Below are 17266 nucleotides of genomic sequence, written 5' to 3'. Positions count from 1 at the left end.
ACGGCCGCGAGCTCAGCTTTGCCTGGTTGACCGGTACTGTGATGACGGGCCTGACCAGCGTGATGCTGATGGGTGCCGCGCTCTATGTGTCTTTCCAGGGCCAGGACACTTTCTCGACCGCCTATGAAGCGCTGCAAATCGCGCGCCCCAAGGTCGAGACCCAGGCCGTCACCGACATGTCGGCCAAATCCTCGCGCGTGCGACCGGTCTCCGCGACCCGCTCTGATCTTGAAATCATCGAAGCCTCGATCCGCGCCAATGTCGATGGCCGCGACATGATCCGCAACCAGCCCTTCATGCGCATTCGCGCCACGCTGGCTACCGCGGCGACATCTTTGTCCGACGGCATTCCCGAATACGACCCGGTGGCCATCCTCAACGCCACCCAGCCCATTGAAGTCGCCGCTGACGGCATTGACGTGAATACCGATGTCTATGGCGCCGAAGTTGAAGGCGAGGTCGCCGTCCGTCTGGCCGACATGCCCATGACCTTTGTGCCGCCTCGCGCCATTTCCGATCAGTCCGCCGCCGCCTTTGTGCGGGGCCTGATCGAATCCAATACGTCGATTGTCGGTGGCGCGGCCACGCTGGCCTATGCCGCGTTGGGCCCCAGCGTGCGCGATCTGGGTCGTATCGGCGATGGCAGCACCATTGGCGGCATTGCCGAGAACGTCACGGTCGTGCCCAAGACCACCATCGCAGCCGAAGCCGGGCTGGGTCGTTCCGAACGCTTCCTGACACTGCGCGAAGCCGCCGCCCTGCCCGACGTGCTGGGCAAGAACGGCTTTTCGGCCAACCAGTCCGCCCTGGTGATCGACGCCCTGCGCAATGTGCTGCGCGACACCAACCTGCCCGCATCCACCCGGCTGCGTATTCTTTATGGCCCGCTCAGCCGCGAAGCGACCAGCCTGGTGCCCTACCGCCTGAGCCTGTATGAGCCGCTGGCTGACGGCAGCTATGCCTATCAGGCGACCGTGGCCCTGACCGATACGGGCCAGTATGTGCTCGGCATCGAGCCGGACTTCGTTGAATTCCCCGAAGAAGACACCGAAGAAATCAACGTCGCCAACCTGCCAAGCGTTTATCGCTCGATCTGGGAAACCGGTCGCAAGCACGATCTGGATGACGCCACCATTGAGCGCATCATCGGCATGTATGCCTATGACGTGGACATGACCAAAAAGATCAGCGCCGGCGACGGTATCGAGATTCTCGAAACCGTGCCGGATGCCGAAGGCCGTGGCGAACTGCTCTATGTGGCGCTGACCTTGGGCTCAACCACCCGCAAGCTCTACCGCTTCGGCACCGATGATGGCGTGGTGGATTTCTATGATCCGGACGGCGAGACCGGCAAGCGCTTCCTGACCCGCCGGCCGCTCGAGGGTGGCGGCACGCTGCGCTCGCGCTTTGGCTATCGCATCCACCCCATCTTCAAGACGCGGCGGTTGCATACCGGCGTGGATCTGGCAGCCCGCTCGGGCACCCCGATCTATGCCGCCGGCGATGGCGTGATCAAGTATTACAAATGGCAGTCGGGCTACGGCAACAAGGTCGAGCTGCAGCACGTTAACGGCTATGAGACCGCCTATGGCCACATGTCGCGCTATGCAGACGGGCTTTCCGTCGGCAGTCGCGTCCGCCAGGGACAGATCATCGGCTATGTCGGCTCCACCGGTCAGTCGACCGGTCCGCATCTGCATTTCGAGATCAAGATCAACGGCAATCTGGTCGATCCGCTCAGCGTCAAGCTGCCCAAGGACAATGTTCTGGCCCAGCAATACCAGAGCGAATTTGCCCGGACCATGGCCCAGATCGATGATCTGATGGAGCGTCAGCCAGCCCCAGTCAGCGTCGCGCAGGCCAACTAGCCTTTACGCTCCAGCGTCAGCCACGCCACCACCGCCGAGGCCAGGCACAGCCCGGCATTGAAATAGGCAATAGTGGAAAAGGCGGCGTTGGTGGCCAGTTGGCGCATCGCCTCATCCTGCGGGCTCAGCCCGTCTGCCGCCAGGCCAAAATAGACCGGCAGCTCTGCTGCACCGCCCAAAGCCCGCTCGAACACCAGCGCGGCCAGCATGCCCATCGCCGCCACCGCCACCAGCCCGGCTACCCGGGACACCGCATTATTGGTGCCCGAGGCGATGCCGGTATCGTCGTCATCAACCGCGGTCATCACTGCCGTCGAAAGCGGTGAGACCACCAGCGCCATGCCCACCCCAGCCATGCACATCAATGGCAACACAGCCTGCCAGATCTGCTGCAGCGGCGCGGTGACTGCCAGCCCGGCAAAAGCCAGCCCGACCCAGACTGCTCCAACGGTGATCGGCGGCCCGGCGCCGAACCGGTCTGCCCACCGCCCGCTGAGCCCAGACAGCAGCGCTATGGCGACGCCAAAGGGCAGCATGACCATGGACACTTCGGCCGGCGAAGCGCCCCAGCCACCGATCAGCGTCATGGGCAGATAGAACGTGGTCCCGGTCAGGGCAAAATACAGGATGAAGGTCAGCGCATTGGCACCCGAGAACTGCCGGATGGTGAACAGCCGCAGCGGCAGCATGGGATGCTCGGTCCACAATTCCCACCACACGAACCAGGCCAGCGACAACAGACCCGCACAGCAGTAGATCACGATATGGGATAGCGGCGGCACGCTCTCGCTGCCACTGCCCGTCAGCCCGAAAGCCAGCAGCATCAGCCCCAGGCTGGCCAGCACCGCCCCGACAATATCGAGCTTGCGCCGCGCGCGGGCCCCATCGACGGGCACGCGCAGAATCAGCAGGGCCAGCGCGATGCCGCCCAGCGGCAGATTGATGGCAAACACCAGCCGCCAGCTCCAGTCGCCCAGCGCCGTCAGCACGAACCCGCCCAGCACCGGCCCCATAATGGTGGTCAGCGATGACGCCGCCGCCCAGGTACCGATGGCGCGGCCGCGTTCCGCTTTGGGATAGGCCTTGGCGATGATCGCCAGACTGCCCGGGATCATCAGCGCCGCCCCAATCCCCTGAACGGCACGCGCCACGATCAGCACCCCTACCTGTGGCGCCAGCGCGCAAACCATCGAGGCGGCGACGAACACCCCGATCCCCAGGCCGAACACCAGCCGCAACCCGAACCGGTCACCGGCTGCGCCACCCAGTAGCAGCAGTGAGCCCAGAAACAGCAGATAGCCATTGGAGACCCATTGGGCATCGGCCAGCGTGGCCCCCAGATCGGCGCGCAGCGATGGAATGGCAATCGACAGCACAGAGCCATCGATAAACGCCATGCTCGAGGCCAGAATAGCAGCCACCAGCACATAGATCCGCCGCGATTGCGGGCAAAATGTTGGCTCAACTGTCTGCGCCCCGGCCTCTGCCATGTCCCAATCCCCCAAAGATCGGCAACAGACTAGTCGCGTGCGACCCAGATCGCCAACTCATTGCCGCCCGGTTCGCGAAAATGGAACCGGCGCCCGCCCGGAAAATCGAACTGCGCCTGGGTAATAACCCCGCCCGCTGCGATCACCCGGCGCTCTGCGTCATCCAGATCCTGGGTGCGCACAATGGCCATGGTTGCGGCCACCCTGCCCGCCCCCTGATCAATGCCACCATCGATCCCGGCACCCTCCAGCCCATCATAGTCCGGCCCATAGCTGGTCATCTCCCAGCCAAAGGCCGCGGTAAAGAATGCGCTGGTCGCCGCACGGTCCCGCGATGGAAACTCCACATAGTCGATCTTGTCTGTCATCAGCCCCTCCGTCGTTCTGTTTTTGTTCTTAAACCGATTCCCGCCAAAGACAAAAAGGCCGGTCAGTTGACCGGCCTTTTCAAAGTTATGCGGCAGCGTCTGCCAGATCATCGGGATGCAGCACGATGCCCTCATCATTGGCATCGACCACAACCGTACTGCCATCGCTGACCCGACCGGCCAGGATCTCGTCGGCCAGACCATCCTGCACGGCGCGCTGGATTGCGCGCTTGAGCGGTCGTGCCCCATAGGCGGGATCATAGCCCTCATTGGCCAGCCAGTCGCGGGCTGCCGGGGTGAGATCAAGCGTGATGTCACGCTCCTTGAGCAGGTTCTGCAACCGGCCGAACTGCACATCGACAATGGCGCCCATATGCTCGCGACCCAGGCGATGGAACAGCAGGATCTCGTCGATCCGGTTGAGGAATTCGGGCCGGAAAGATGCCTTGACCATGTCGAGCACCTTGCCGCGCACCAGTTCCACCGATTCCCCATCCTTGAGATCGACCAGATATTCCGAGCCCAGATTGGAGGTCAGGATGATCACCGTATTGCGGAAATCAACCGTACGCCCCTGCCCGTCGGTCAGCCGGCCGTCATCGAGCACCTGCAGCAGAACGTTGAACACGTCCGGATGCGCCTTTTCGATCTCGTCGAACAGCACGACCTGATAGGGCCGACGCCGGACCGCTTCGGTCAGCACACCGCCCTCTTCGTAGCCGACATAGCCCGGAGGAGCCCCGATCAGCCGGGCCACCGAGTGCTTCTCCATGAACTCGCTCATGTCGAGCCGCACCATGGCGGTCTCGTCATCGAACAGGAACTGCGCCAGGCTCTTGGTCAGCTCGGTCTTGCCCACCCCGGTTGGCCCCAGGAACATGAACGAGCCGATCGGCCGGTTCGGATCCTGCAGCCCGGCGCGCGAACGGCGCACGGCCTTGGCGACAGCGGTTACCGCTTCGGACTGACCGATGACGCGGGCGCCAATCGAATCTTCCATATGCAGCAGCTTTTCACGCTCGGCTTCAAGCATCCGGTCAACCGGAATACCGGTCCAGCGGCTCACCACCTGGGCAATGTCGGTGGGTGTCACCACCTCGGCCGCCATCTGCGGATCGGCCTTGCCGTCACCATCGGCATCCTCGGCATTGGCAATGCGCTTTTCGAGGTCGGGAATGACGCCATAGGCCAGCTCACCGGCTTTTGCCAGGTCACCCTGACGCTGCGCGATCTCGAGCTGGCTGCGGGCCGCATCGAGCTCTTCCTTGAGCTTCTGGCTCCCCTGCAGACGTTCTTTTTCCGCCAGCCACTTGGCCGACAGGCCCTGGGCCTGTTCTTCCAGACCCGCCAGTTCGCTTTCCAGCCGTTCAAGCCGAATGCGCGAGCCGTCATCATCTTCCTTGCGCAGCGCCTCACGCTCGATCTTGAGCTGCATGATGCGGCGATCAAGTTCGTCCAGCGCCTCGGGCTTGCTGTCCACGGCCATGCGCAGACGCGCCGCCGCCTCGTCCATCAGATCGATGGCCTTGTCGGGCAGGAAGCGGTCGGTGATGTAGCGGTTCGACAGCGTCGCCGCACTCACCAGCGCCGAATCCGAAATCCGGATACCGTGGTGCAGCTCGTATTTTTCCTTCAGGCCACGCAGGATCGAGATGGTGTCTTCCACCGTGGGCTCGTCGACAAACACCGGCTGGAAACGTCGCGCCAGCGCCGGGTCCTTTTCGACATGCTTGCGATATTCATCCAGCGTCGTGGCGCCCACGCAATGCAGTTCGCCGCGCGCCAGGGCAGGCTTGAGCAGATTGGACGCATCCATGGCGCCATCGCTCTTGCCCGCGCCAACCAGCGTGTGCATTTCGTCGATGAACAGAATGATCTGGCCATCTGACGAGGTGACCTCGCTCAGCACTGCCTTGAGGCGTTCCTCGAACTCACCGCGATATTTCGCGCCGGCGATCAGCGCGCCCATGTCCAGCGAGAGCAGTGACTTGTTCTTCAGCGATTCGGGTACGTCACCATTGACGATACGGATCGCCAGACCTTCGGCGATCGCCGTCTTGCCCACGCCGGGTTCACCGATCAGCACCGGGTTATTCTTGGTACGACGACTCAGCACCTGAATGGTACGGCGAATTTCCTCGTCCCGGCCGATAACCGGATCAAGCTTGCCCTCGCGCACATCGGCAGTCAGATCGCGCGCATATTTCTTGAGCGCATCATAGCTGTTCTCGGCCGAGGCGGAGTCAGCCGTGCGGCCCTTGCGGATCTCTTCGATGGCGGTATTGAGCCCCTGCGGGTTGACCCCGGCAGACGCCAGAATCTTGCCCGCATCGGTATCTTTTTCGACCACCAGTGCCAGCAGCAGGCGTTCAACCGTGACAAAGCTGTCGCCGGCCTTTTGCGCGGCGCTTTCGGCGGTGTCGAACACCCGGGCCAGCTCACGGCTCAGATAGAGCTGAGAACCATCACCGGAGACGCTGGGGATCTTTGCCGTTTCGGCTTCCACGGCAGCGCGGGCTGCCTTGGGATCGCCACCGGCGCGCTCGATCAACCCATTGGCCATGCCCTGATCGTCGTCGAGCAGCACCTTGAGCAGATGGATGGGTGCGAATTGCTGGTGGCCCTTGCCCAACGCGATGGTCTGGGCGCTCTGAATGAACCCACGGGCCCGTTCGGTATATTTTTCGATATTCATACAACTCTCCTGATCTCGCCCGTCGCCCGGCCCCGAAGGCACCTGAACACACGGCGGAAGCGTCGATTATGGAACGCCTGCCAGGCAGCGCTGCTCCATCGTCACAGCTTATATGGGAGCGTTTTCACAAACAAAAAGGCCGGACATCACTGCCCGGCCCTTTCAAATTCGTTTTTGCCTATTCGGCGGCTGTACCCGAGCCTGCTGTCAGAAACGCTGGCAATTCACCAACTTCTGGCTGCTCGGAACTGGCGGGATCGGCGCCAGCGTCACCACCGGCAGGCCGACGCCGACGGGGCCGACGCTCACGAGGCTTGCGGGTCTCGCCTGCATCAGCGGCGGCGTCTGCGGCCGGTGCAGCTTCGTTGGCCACTGCGGGCTGCTCGTCGCTGGACGCTTCGCCTTCATTGGCTGCAGCAGCGGCAGGACGCTCACGATCAGGCCGTTCCCGATCGGGACGCTGACGGCTGCGCTCATTGCGCGGCGGACGCTGTTCGCCCTGCTGAGCGCGCTGCTCGCCGCCCTCGTTCTGCTCGTCACCCTCATTCTGCTGCGGCGCCTGCTGCGGCTGGGGCGAAGAGAAGCGCGAGTTCATCTCGGGCATATCATCATCGAAATCGCTATCGTCCTGGCCCTCGGGCCGCACGCCACTCTGGGCCTGCTGGGCGCTCGAAACGATACGGAAATAATGCTCGGCATGCTGGAGATAATTCTCCGCCATCACCGAGTCACCGCTCGACTGGGCGTCGCGGGCGAGCTGCAAATACTTCTCGGCGATATGGGCCGCGTTGCCGCGCACCTTCACATCCGGACCATTGCTCTCGAAATTGCGGGACAGCGGATTAACGTGCTTGCGTCCGCCGTTCCGACCGCGCTGCCGGTTCTTATTCTGATTATTGGGTCTCATCTGGTCGCTTTATCTAACTCTAGAAAAATAAGCGTCACACTGCTGGCGGATCGGCATCATGCCTGATCGGGCAGCTTCCCCGCAAAGACCGAAGTCTTGTGTCGTAGGGCTCTAAATTGGCTTCATGAAGACCGAAACCGTCTGCCGGCGCTCCGAACCTGTCCTGCGTCATTCCAGGCTCTGCTGGAACCGCGCTGCCGCTTGCAGCATCCGGAAGTGTCGGGTGGCATGTCGCCGTGGCGCTCATGAAGCACCGTTGACAGCAAGGGCAAACTATAGTGTTCGCACTTGATTTGCCAGCCCTAATTGCGGGCTTATCCCCGTCAGGCTTAACGGCACACTACAGGTGGTGTGCCCACACCACCCGATCAAGCCCCGCCAGATCCTTGTGCACGCTGACATTTTCAAAGCCGGCTTCGAGAAACAGGGCACTCACCGAAGCCCCCTGATCATGCCCGATCTCGACCAGAACATGACCTTTTTCGACCAGCCAACCATCCGCCTGACGGGCAATGATGCGGTACGGCGCCAGCCCGTCAGGCCCGCCATCCAGTGCCAGGCGAGGATCAAAATCGCGTACTTCACCCGCCAGGGTTTCCACCACATCGGTGGCGATATAGGGCGGGTTGGACACGATCAGGTCAAAGCGCTGCGCTGGCACCGGCTCAAACCAGCTGCCCGCATGAAGGCTTAGCCGCCCGGCCACATCGTGCCGCGCCGCATTGGCCTGGGCCGCCTGCAGCGCCAAGGCGCTCAGATCGACTGCAACGCCCGAAATGCCAGCCATATTGGCCAGCATGGCAATCGGGATGCAGCCCGTGCCCGTGCCCAGATCGAGCACACGCCCCTCGGCCGGCATGGCGCCCAGCGCCAGATCGACCAGCAATTCGGTATCGGGGCGCGGCTCCAGCGTCGCCGCGTTCAGGCCGAATGCCAGCCCGTAAAACTCGCGTTCACCGATGATCCGCGCCACCGATTCCCCGGTCATGCGGCGCTGCATCAATGTCGCGAGCTGGGCGGCGGACGCCTCGTCAGCCACATCGTTCTCGCGGGTTGCCAGCTCCAGCGCGTTCAGACCCAGCCCATGCTGGGCCAAGAGCTTTGCATCGAGCGCTGCAGTGGTAAAACCCAGCCGGCTCAATACATCGCGCCAGCCGCGCCACAGCGCACCAATGGTGGGCGCCTGACTCAGTTGGAATGCTCCATATCGGCCAGCTGCGCAGCCTGATTTTCGGTGATCAGCGCTTCGATCAGCTCGTCCAGCGCTTCACCGGTGATCACCTTGTCGAGCTTGTACAGCGTCAGATTGATGCGGTGATCGGTGACACGCCCCTGCGGGAAATTATAGGTGCGGATACGTTCGGAACGATCGCCGGAACCGACCTGCCCCTTGCGCTCGGCCGAGCGGGCGCTGTCGCGCTCTTCGCGCTGCATTTCATAGAGCCGCGAGCGCAGCACAACCATGGCCTGCGCGCGGTTCTGATGCTGGCTCTTCATCGCCGAGGTCACCACCAGCCCCGTTGGGATATGGGTGATGCGCACCGCCGAGTCGGTGGTGTTGACGTGCTGACCACCAGCGCCCGAAGCGCGCATGGTGTCGATGCGAATGTCTTCGCTGCGAATTTCGATGTCGATGTCTTCGACCTCGGGCAGCACAGCCACGGTTGCCGCCGAAGTGTGGATGCGCCCCGATGCTTCGGTTGCCGGCACACGCTGCACGCGGTGCACGCCGCTTTCGAACTTCATGCGGGCGTAAACGCCCTTACCCGAGATATTGGCGATGATTTCGCGGAAGCCGCCCATTTCGCCGGGGCTCTCTTCCATGACCGTGACCTTCCAGCCATGACTGGACGCGTAGCGCTCGTACATGCGGAACAGATCACCGGCGAACAGCGCCGCTTCGTCACCACCCGTGCCCCCCGGATTTCCAGAATGACCGATTTTTCGTCGGCCTCATCCTTGGGCAGCAGCAGCACGCGAACCGACTGGAACAGCTCTTCGATCTTTTCGTCGAGCTCTTCAATCTCGGCCTCGGCCATTTCGGCCATTTCCTTGTCGCCACTCTTGAGCAGCGCTTCGGCTTCCTTGCGGTCCTTCAGCGCCTTGGAATAGGCGCGGATCTGCTCGACGATGGGCGCCAGCTCGGCATGTTCCTTGCTGAACTTGACGAATTCATCGGGCCCGGCCCCGCCTGACAGCGCCGCTTCAATATACTGAAACCGGGTCTCGAGAGCGTCGAGCTTGTCCTGAGGAAGAGAGGCCATGAATCGTTCATCCTGTGCGGGCAACAACCCCGCGTCACGCAAATCCTGTCATCACCCCAGGCGCACCGGCCGGGGTAATCCAGAGCGTGTAGAAGGCTCTTGCGCCGACGTCAAACGGGCAGGTTCTGCTTCTCGATCCATTCCTGCAGCAATTGGCGAATGGTCACCCCATCCGCGCCATCGCTGAGCGCCGCGCCGACCGATTGCCGGATCGGCTCCAGATCAAGATTGAGCACCAGTTCCTTGATCGGTCCGATCGAGGCGGGGCCCATCGACAGCCGGGTCATGCCCACCGCCATCAGCGCCAGTGCCTCAAGCGGCTTGCCCGCAAGCTCACCACACATGGTGATGGGAATATTGTAGCGACGGGCGGCATCGACCACCAGACGGATGGCGCGCAGGCGCGGCATGCCGATGGGGTCGTAATGCTTGGCCACACGTGGATTGGCGCGATCGGACGCAGTCAAAAATTGCACCAGATCGTTCGAACCGATCGAGACGAAATCGGCCTGTGGCAGCAATTGATCGAGTTCGAACAGGAGCGACGGCACTTCCACCATCACGCCCAGTTCCAGACGGCTGGGGACCGGCTTGCCGGCGCGGCGCAGGCGATCCACTTCCTTGTCCACCACCAGGCGGGTCTGCACGAACTCAAAGGTCTCGGTGACCATGGGCACCAGAATCTTGAGCGGACGACCATTGGCGGCCAGCAGCAGGGCGCGTATCTGCGTGCGCAGCAGGCCCGGACGCTGCAGTCCCAGCCGGATCGAGCGGAAACCCATGGCCGGGTTTTCCTCGGCCATCGAGCGCTGATAGGGCAGCACCTTGTCGCCACCAATATCGAGCAGGCGGAACACCACCGGGCGCTCCCCGGCAATCGCCATGGCTTCGGCATAAAGCTCGGTCTGCTCGCTCAGCCGCGGCAGCTTGCTGGCAATCATGAACTGCAGTTCAGTGCGGAACAGCCCGACCCCGGCCGCGCCAGTATCGTCGAGCATGGGTAGATCGGCCACCAGACCCGAATTGTGCAGCAGCGTAATCGCCACACCATCCTTGGTTATCGATGGCTTGTCCTTGAGGGCGGCATAATGGGCCCGGCGCTTGGCCGTGACCTTCACCTTGTCGATATAGGCCTGCTCGATATCAGGCGTAGGCCGCAAATGCACAATGCCCGCGCCGCCATCAAGAATGATGTCATCGCCGGTTTCGCACATCGAGACAATCGACTGCGCCTGCCCCACCGCCACCATGCCGAGCGACCGGGCAACGATAGCCACATGGGCCGTGGTGCCGCCCTCTTCGAGGACGATGCCGCGCAGTTTGGTGCGGTCATACTCAAGCAGTTCAGCGGGGCCCATATTGCGGGCCACCAGAATAGCATTATCGGGCAGCGCCTTGCGCGCCAGCGCCTGACCATCGCCCGTCAGCACGCGCAACAGCCGGTTGGCCAGGTCGTCCAGATCATGCAGCCGGTCGCGAATATAGGGGTCCGTCTGGCGCAGCATGCGGGCGCGGGTGTCGTTCTGTACCCGCTCCACCGCCGCCTCGGCCGACAAGCCGTTGTCGATTGCCTCGGCCAGCCGGTGCACCCAGCCCCGGTCATTGGCGAACATGCGATAGGTTTCAAGAATTTCGCGGTGATCGGTGGCGCCGGCCATATCGCCATGATCGAGCATGGCATCGATCGATACGCGCATCTTTTCCAGCGCCGCTTCGAGCCGCAGCTTTTCGGCGTCGGTATCTTCGGCGATGAAATTGGTGACCACCACACGCGGGTCATGCAGCACGACAGTGCCCAGCGCGATGCCGTCGGTAAAGCTGACGCCGGTATACATGCGAGGCCGCCTGAGATCGATATCGGACCCCGGCTTGATCAGATTGTCAAAATCGGAGGTCGCGATCATCTCGGCCAGAATTGTGGCCGTAGTCAGCATCGCCTCGGATTCGTCTTCGCCATAGCGGCGGCGCTCGACATTCTGCACCACCAGAACGCCCAGCGTCTGGCCCGCGCGCAGCACCGGCACGCCCAAAAAGGCGTTATAGCGCTCTTCCCCGGTTTCCGGGCGATAGGCAAAGGAGGGGTGGCTGGTGGCGTCGTCCAGATTGAGCGGTTCGGCTTCGGCCGCGATCAGACCGACCAGACCCTCGCCCAGCCGCAGCGTGGTCATATGCACCGCTTCAGCTGCCAGGCCCTTGGAGGCAAACAGCTCCAGCGCACCGTCATCACGCAGCACGTAAAACGAACAGACATCGGCGTGCATATTGTCGGCGATCAAGCCAACGATCTTGTCGAGCCGCTCTTGCGAAGCCAGCTGCTCCGCCATCGTCTCGCGCAGCTGCCGAAGCAGCACGCGAGGGCCGCCAGTACTCGTGACCATCTACCCTTAGGCGACCCGCAAAGCCGCCCCCCTATAACGGACGCGGCTCAACCCCCTCGACGGAGCTTATGCGTCCTTCTTGTCCAACCCGTAATAAGTATGCAGGGCGCGAACCGCAAGCTCGGCATATTGTTCATCGATCAATACCGAGGTCTTGATTTCCGAAGTGGTGATCAGCTGGATGTTGATGCCCTTGTCCGCCAGAGCCTTGAACATCGAGGATGCAACACCGGCATGACTGCGCATGCCAACACCCACCACCGACACCTTGGCCCCGCCCTTGGAGCCCGAAATGCGGGCATATTCGATGCGGTCGCTGGCATCCTTGATGGTCTTGATTGCCTTGTCATATTCACTGTCGGGGACAGTGAAGGTGATGTCCGTAGTGGCCCCGTCATCGGCAACGTTCTGCACGATCATATCCACAATGATGCCCTGATCGGCCAGTGTGCCAAACACTGCCGCGGCCACGCCAGGATTGTCCTTGACGTCGCGCAGGGTGATCTTCGCCTCGGCCTTGGCGAGCGTCACGCCCGAAACGATCTGCTTTTCCATGATCTCATCCTCATCGCATACGAGCGTGCCGGGGACGCCCGGCGAACCATCCGGCGCCACCTGGGGCGCATTGGGGTCATCAAAACTGGATCGCACCAACAGCCGCACCTTGTAGGCCATGGCCATTTCGACCGAGCGGATCATCAGCACCTTGGCGCCAAGCGAGGCCATTTCGAGCATTTCCTCAAAGGAAATCTTGGTCAGCCGCTGCGCCTTGGGCACGATGCGCGGATCCGTTGTGTAAACGCCGTCAACATCGGTGTAGATATCGCAGCGATCTGCCTTGACCGCTGCAGCCACGGCAACCGCCGAGGTATCCGAACCACCGCGACCCAGCGTGGTCACCCGGCCATGCGGCGAGACCCCCTGGAAACCGGTGATCACCGGCACCCAGCCATCGCTCAGACGCTTGTCGAGTTCGCTCGGGTCAATTTCGGTTATGCGGGCCGCGCCATGCGCATCATCGGTATGGATCGGCACCTGCCAGCCAGCAAAAGAGCGCGACTGAATACCCATTTCGCTCAGCACGATGGCCATCAGTCCGGCTGTCACCTGCTCGCCCGACGCCACCACGGCATCATATTCGCGCGCATCATGCAGCGGGCTGGCTTCATTGACCCAGCCGACCAGTTCATTGGTCTTGCCGGACATGGCCGAGACAACCACGGCAACTTCATTGCCCGCATCGACTTCGCGCTTCACATGCAGCGCAGCCTGACGAATACGCTCGACAGTGGCTACTGACGTGCCACCGAACTTAACGACTATCCGGGCCACGACCCTACCCCGTTCCTCCGGCCGAACCCGCCGGTACGCTCATTGTTGGGCGCTGCAATGCCACAAAGGCGGGGCGCGATCAACTATGATCCGTTGCCCGCGACGCCACGTACCTTGCCTGAGCCATACTGAGCGGGTCATATGGCGCCATTAAGGAGCCTGCCATGACCGCCACCACCATCAATGACGCCGAAGTCGCCAAATTCACCGCGATGGCCGAGGAATGGTGGGACCCCAAGGGCAAGTTCAAGCCGCTGCACAAGTTCAATCCCGTGCGCATGAGCTATATTCGCGAGCACCTGCTGAACCACTTCAAGCTCGATGGCGCCGCCATGCAGCCCTTTGAGGGACTGAGCATTCTTGATGTCGGATGTGGTGGCGGCCTGCTCTGTGAACCGCTGGCCCGGCTCGGCGCCACCGTTACCGGCATTGATGCCGCCGAACGCAATATCGTCATCGCCAGGCTGCATGCCGAAAAGTCGGGCCTCGATATCGATTATCAGGCCACCACCAGCGAAGCCCTGGCCGCCCAAGGCAAGACCTTCGATATGGTGCTCAACATGGAAGTGGTCGAGCATGTCGACAATGTGCCGCTTTACATGAAGAGCTGCGCCGATCTGGTCAAACCCGGCGGGTTGATGCTGACAGCCACGCTCAACCGCACCGCCCGCGCCTATGCGCTGGCCATTATTGGCGCTGAACGCGTGCTGCGCTGGTTGCCCGTGGGCACCCATGACTGGAACAAGTTCCTCACCCCCGACGAGGTCAAGGCGCTGATCACCCGTAACGGGCTTGAGGTCACCGCGGAAACCGGTGTGGTATTTCACCCGCTGGCCGATGAGTGGCGCAAATCGCGCGACATGGCGATCAATTACATGGTGATGGCCCAGCGCCCCGCCGCCTGATCCGGCAAGATTTGGGCGCTATATTCCAGCCGCTGATGCGCTATGATGGCGGTGCAACTTTGCCCGGAGCCATGATGCGCCACACACTCCTTGTCACTGCCCTGATCATCAGCGTCGCGCTGATCACCCCCGTCTTCGCGCAAAGCGAAGAAGAGGTGATGGCGCGGATCGAGGATTTGCACGGCGAGGCGACAGCCTTTGGCGAGGCTTTTGGCCTGCTGCAGGACGCTTTTCTGTTCGGGGACCCCACAACCATTGCCGATCTGGGTCTCTATCCGCTCACGGTTCGCGCCAATGGCGAGGTCTATGATGTGCTTGAGGCGCAGGATCTGGTCGACAATTTCGATAGCCTGCTGACCCCTCAAACCATCGAGGCGCTGTCAGCGCAGGATTACGCCGACCTGATCGTGACCAGCGAAGGCGTCGGCTTTGGCAATGGCGCCCTGTGGATGACCCTTGTCTGTCTCGACGACAGCTGCACCCAGACGCAATGGGGCATCCTCTCTATCAATAACTAGGCGTCGCGCTCAGCCTCGATATCGGCGGCCAGCTCGAAGCTCTCTTCCTCGCTCAGGCCAACACCGCTGATATCGCCAACCGGTTCATTGCCCGTGTGCAGGGGGCGCAATTCGCCCCAGCCGGCCTGCCATTTCACGCCGTCCTGAAGGGTAACAACAACTTCGGAAAATCCGTGCAGCGCGCGTGCGCCCTCGGCAGCGTCCAGTGCCGCAGCGACATCGATAAACTCGGCTTCATCGGCGTCCACATCGGCCACCGCATCCCACCAGACCGCAGCCTTGTGGCCAGTACCGCCATCGCTCTCAATCCCCACTGTAACTGCCTGCGGCACTGTGGCGCCAACGGGCACCTGCCGGAAACTCCTATGCGCGTCGTTCATCAGAGCACTCCTGTGTGTTTGGCTGACCAACGCCCGGACCGCGATTTCGATGCAGTGAGGGCGTATATGAGCGCCAAAAGGGCCATGTCAGCGCGCCACCTGATCACGTCGCGATCATCACGGCAATGTCAACCGTACCGTACGGTACGGTACGGTTTTCGATTGATCCAATGCTGGAATGGGTTTAAACAGCATCAACCGCGCCTTAGCCCGTTCTGGGTGCACTGAATATCGAGGACCCCGCAATGCCCGCATATCGTTCCCGTACCACCACCCATGGCCGCAATATGGCTGGCGCGCGTGGCCTCTGGCGCGCCACCGGGATGAAGGATGGTGATTTCGGCAAGCCCATCATCGCCGTGGTCAATTCCTTCACCCAGTTCGTGCCAGGCCATGTCCATCTCAAGGATTTGGGTCAGTTGGTGGCCCGCGAGATTGAGGCGGCTGGCGGCGTCGCCAAGGAATTCAACACCATTGCGGTCGATGACGGCATCGCCATGGGTCATGACGGCATGCTGTATTCCCTGCCCAGCCGCGACCTGATCGCGGATTCGGTGGAATACATGGTCAACGCGCACTGCGCCGACGCCATGGTCTGCATCTCCAATTGCGACAAGATCACCCCCGGTATGCTCAATGCCGCCATGCGCATCAACATCCCCGTGGTGTTCGTGTCGGGCGGCCCGATGGAAGCCGGCAAGGCCATGCTCAAGGGCAAGCTGCAGTCGCTCGACCTGGTCGACGCCATGGTGATGGCCGCCGACGACGCCTATAGCGACGAAGAGGTCCAGGCTGTCGAAGAAGCGGCCTGCCCCACCTGCGGGTCATGCTCGGGCATGTTCACCGCCAATTCGATGAACTGCCTGACCGAGGCACTCGGCCTCAGCCTGCCGGGCAATGGCTCGACGCTGGCCACTCATTCCGATCGCAAGCACCTGTTTGAAGAAGCCGGGCGCGTGATCGTGGACATTGCCAAGCGTTGGTACGAGCAGGACGACGCGTCGGTGCTGCCGCGCCTCGATCGCGACCAAGGCTGCGTTTGAAAATGCCATGACGCTCGACATCGCCATGGGCGGCTCGACCAATACCGTGCTGCACATCCTGGCGGCCGCCCATGAGGGCGGCGTCGATTTCACCATGGACGATATCGATGCGCTCAGCCGCCGTGTCCCCGTGCTGGCCAAGGTCGCGCCCGCCATTGCCGACATCCATATGGAAGACGTGCACCGTGCCGGCGGCATCATGGCGATTCTGGGCCAGCTCGACCGCGCCGGCCTGATCAACCGCAACGAGCCTACCATTCACATGCCGACCATTGGCGATGCGCTCGACAAGTGGGACATCTCCCGCACCAATTCCGAAAGCGTGCGCAATTTCTTCATGGCCGCCCCCGGCGGCGTGCGCACCACCCAGGCCTTCAGCCAGTCCAACCGGTGGGCCGAGCTGGATCTGGATCGCCAGGGCGGCGTCATTCGCTCGGCCGATGCCGCCTATTCCAAGGATGGCGGCCTCGCCGTGCTCAAGGGCAACATCGCCATCGATGGTTGCATCGTCAAGACCGCTGGCGTTGATGAATCGATCCTCAAATTCACCGGACCAGCCCGCGTCTTCGAGAGCCAGGACGATACCGTCAAGGCCATCCTGACCAACCAGATCAAAGCAGGCGACGTGCTCGTCATCCGCTATGAAGGCCCGCGCGGCGGCCCCGGCATGCAGGAAATGCTCTACCCAACGAGCTATCTGAAGTCCAAGGGCATGGGCAAGGCCTGCGCCCTGCTCACCGATGGCCGGTTCTCGGGCGGCACCTCGGGTCTGTCCATCGGTCACGTTTCGCCAGAAGCGGCCGAAGGCGGCACCATCGGTCTGGTGCGTGAAGGCGACACCATCGAGATCGATATCCCCAACCGCTCCATCACCCTGCTGGTTGGCGAAGATGAGCTGGCCCAGCGCCGTCACGATCAGGATCAGCTGGGCTGGAAACCCGCCCAGCCGCGCAAGCGCAATGTGACTCAGGCACTGCGGGCCTATGCGGCCTTTGCCACCTCTGCCGCGCGCGGCGCCGTGCGCGATCTCGGTGATCTGGACAAGTAAAACCAGGGGCCCGCGGATCAATCCGCGGGCCCCTGCTACATTTTCGTGACACACCTGTTATCGCGTGCTA

11 protein-coding genes and 2 pseudogenes (1 of these 13 running past the window's edge) are annotated in these 17266 nt (G+C 62.3%); 4 read left to right on the top strand and 9 right to left on the bottom strand.

The window, feature by feature from the left end; genetic code table 11:
• On the top strand, nucleotides 1-1868 hold the 3' portion of the coding sequence (locus tag AC0L37_RS01475; protein ID WP_212659662.1) for a M23 family metallopeptidase. The gene continues 103 nt to the left of window position 1, outside the view; the window shows 1868 of its 1971 coding nt (coding positions 104-1971); its start codon lies beyond the left edge, outside the window; it ends in the stop codon at nucleotides 1866-1868.
• Here the strand turns inward: AC0L37_RS01475 and AC0L37_RS01470 are convergent.
• From AC0L37_RS01470 to AC0L37_RS01435, 8 genes and pseudogenes are all read right to left on the bottom strand, one after another.
• Nucleotides 1865-3358, bottom strand: a complete 1494-nt coding sequence (locus AC0L37_RS01470) for a DHA2 family efflux MFS transporter permease subunit (protein WP_212659663.1) — start codon at nucleotides 3356-3358, stop codon at nucleotides 1865-1867. The two genes, AC0L37_RS01475 and AC0L37_RS01470, sit on opposite strands and share 4 nt — an antisense overlap.
• 29 nt (nucleotides 3359-3387) lie before the next feature.
• Nucleotides 3388-3726 (bottom strand): VOC family protein, encoded by a 339-nt coding sequence (locus AC0L37_RS01465; RefSeq protein ID WP_282222191.1) that lies wholly within the window; start codon nucleotides 3724-3726, stop codon nucleotides 3388-3390.
• A gap of 85 nt (nucleotides 3727-3811) precedes the next feature.
• A complete protein-coding gene (gene clpB / locus AC0L37_RS01460; protein WP_212659665.1) occupies nucleotides 3812-6421 on the bottom strand; it encodes an ATP-dependent chaperone ClpB in 2610 nt (869 codons plus the stop codon).
• Nucleotides 6422-6599: 178 nt separating this feature from the next.
• Nucleotides 6600-7328 carry a DUF4167 domain-containing protein gene (locus AC0L37_RS01455; protein ID WP_282222192.1) on the bottom strand — a complete coding sequence of 243 codons (729 nt, stop codon included), beginning with the start codon at nucleotides 7326-7328 and terminating at the stop codon, nucleotides 6600-6602.
• A 340-nt stretch (nucleotides 7329-7668) separates the two neighbouring features.
• Nucleotides 7669-8469 carry a peptide chain release factor N(5)-glutamine methyltransferase gene (gene prmC, locus AC0L37_RS01450; protein ID WP_473313971.1) on the bottom strand — a complete coding sequence of 267 codons (801 nt, stop codon included), beginning with the start codon at nucleotides 8467-8469 and terminating at the stop codon, nucleotides 7669-7671.
• Nucleotides 8470-8516: 47 nt separating this feature from the next.
• Nucleotides 8517-9592 (bottom strand): annotated as a pseudogene (gene prfA / locus AC0L37_RS01445) (peptide chain release factor 1).
• Between the two features lie 110 nt (nucleotides 9593-9702).
• Nucleotides 9703-11970: a phosphoenolpyruvate--protein phosphotransferase gene (ptsP, locus tag AC0L37_RS01440; RefSeq protein ID WP_212659669.1), complete on the bottom strand. Its 2268-nt coding sequence runs from the start codon at nucleotides 11968-11970 to the stop codon at nucleotides 9703-9705.
• A 66-nt stretch (nucleotides 11971-12036) separates the two neighbouring features.
• Nucleotides 12037-13302, bottom strand: a complete 1266-nt coding sequence (locus AC0L37_RS01435; protein WP_269371443.1) for an aspartate kinase — start codon at nucleotides 13300-13302, stop codon at nucleotides 12037-12039.
• A 164-nt stretch (nucleotides 13303-13466) separates the two neighbouring features.
• Between AC0L37_RS01435 and ubiG the strand changes: the two genes are divergently transcribed.
• Complete coding sequence (gene ubiG, locus AC0L37_RS01430; RefSeq protein ID WP_282222193.1) at nucleotides 13467-14207, top strand: bifunctional 2-polyprenyl-6-hydroxyphenol methylase/3-demethylubiquinol 3-O-methyltransferase UbiG; 741 nt, start codon at nucleotides 13467-13469, stop codon at nucleotides 14205-14207.
• A 74-nt stretch (nucleotides 14208-14281) separates the two neighbouring features.
• Nucleotides 14282-14725, top strand: coding sequence for a hypothetical protein (locus tag AC0L37_RS01425; RefSeq protein ID WP_212659672.1), 444 nt, complete (start codon nucleotides 14282-14284; stop codon nucleotides 14723-14725).
• Here AC0L37_RS01425 and AC0L37_RS01420 read toward each other — a convergent pair.
• The gene (locus AC0L37_RS01420) at nucleotides 14722-15105 is read right to left on the bottom strand and encodes a hypothetical protein (RefSeq protein WP_282222194.1); all 384 of its coding nucleotides are present in this window, start codon (nucleotides 15103-15105) and stop codon (nucleotides 14722-14724) included. The genes AC0L37_RS01425 and AC0L37_RS01420 overlap by 4 nt on opposite strands.
• A 245-nt stretch (nucleotides 15106-15350) precedes the next feature.
• Between AC0L37_RS01420 and ilvD the strand changes: the two are divergent.
• A pseudogene (ilvD, locus tag AC0L37_RS01415) lies at nucleotides 15351-17196 on the top strand (dihydroxy-acid dehydratase).
• Nucleotides 17197-17266: the final 70 nt, after the last annotated feature.

This window comes from Devosia sp. J2-20 (assembly GCF_055808475.1).
Note: the sequence above shows the minus strand (reverse complement) of the source record. Positions and strands in the feature narration are given on the sequence as shown.

Excerpts from the sequence above, each read along its gene's own strand:
- AC0L37_RS01455 (WP_282222192.1), bottom strand. The coding sequence starts at position 7,328 with ATGAGACCCAATAATCAGAATAAGAACCGGCAGCGCGGTCGGAACGGC.
- ptsP (WP_212659669.1), bottom strand. The coding sequence starts at position 11,970 with ATGGTCACGAGTACTGGCGGCCCTCGCGTGCTGCTTCGGCAGCTGCGC.
- AC0L37_RS01425 (WP_212659672.1), top strand. The coding sequence starts at position 14,282 with ATGCGCCACACACTCCTTGTCACTGCCCTGATCATCAGCGTCGCGCTG.
- AC0L37_RS01465 (WP_282222191.1), bottom strand. The coding sequence starts at position 3,726 with ATGACAGACAAGATCGACTATGTGGAGTTTCCATCGCGGGACCGTGCG.
- clpB (WP_212659665.1), bottom strand. The coding sequence starts at position 6,421 with ATGAATATCGAAAAATATACCGAACGGGCCCGTGGGTTCATTCAGAGC.
- AC0L37_RS01470 (WP_212659663.1), bottom strand. The coding sequence starts at position 3,358 with ATGGCAGAGGCCGGGGCGCAGACAGTTGAGCCAACATTTTGCCCGCAA.
- ubiG (WP_282222193.1), top strand. The coding sequence starts at position 13,467 with ATGACCGCCACCACCATCAATGACGCCGAAGTCGCCAAATTCACCGCG.
- AC0L37_RS01420 (WP_282222194.1), bottom strand. The coding sequence starts at position 15,105 with ATGAACGACGCGCATAGGAGTTTCCGGCAGGTGCCCGTTGGCGCCACA.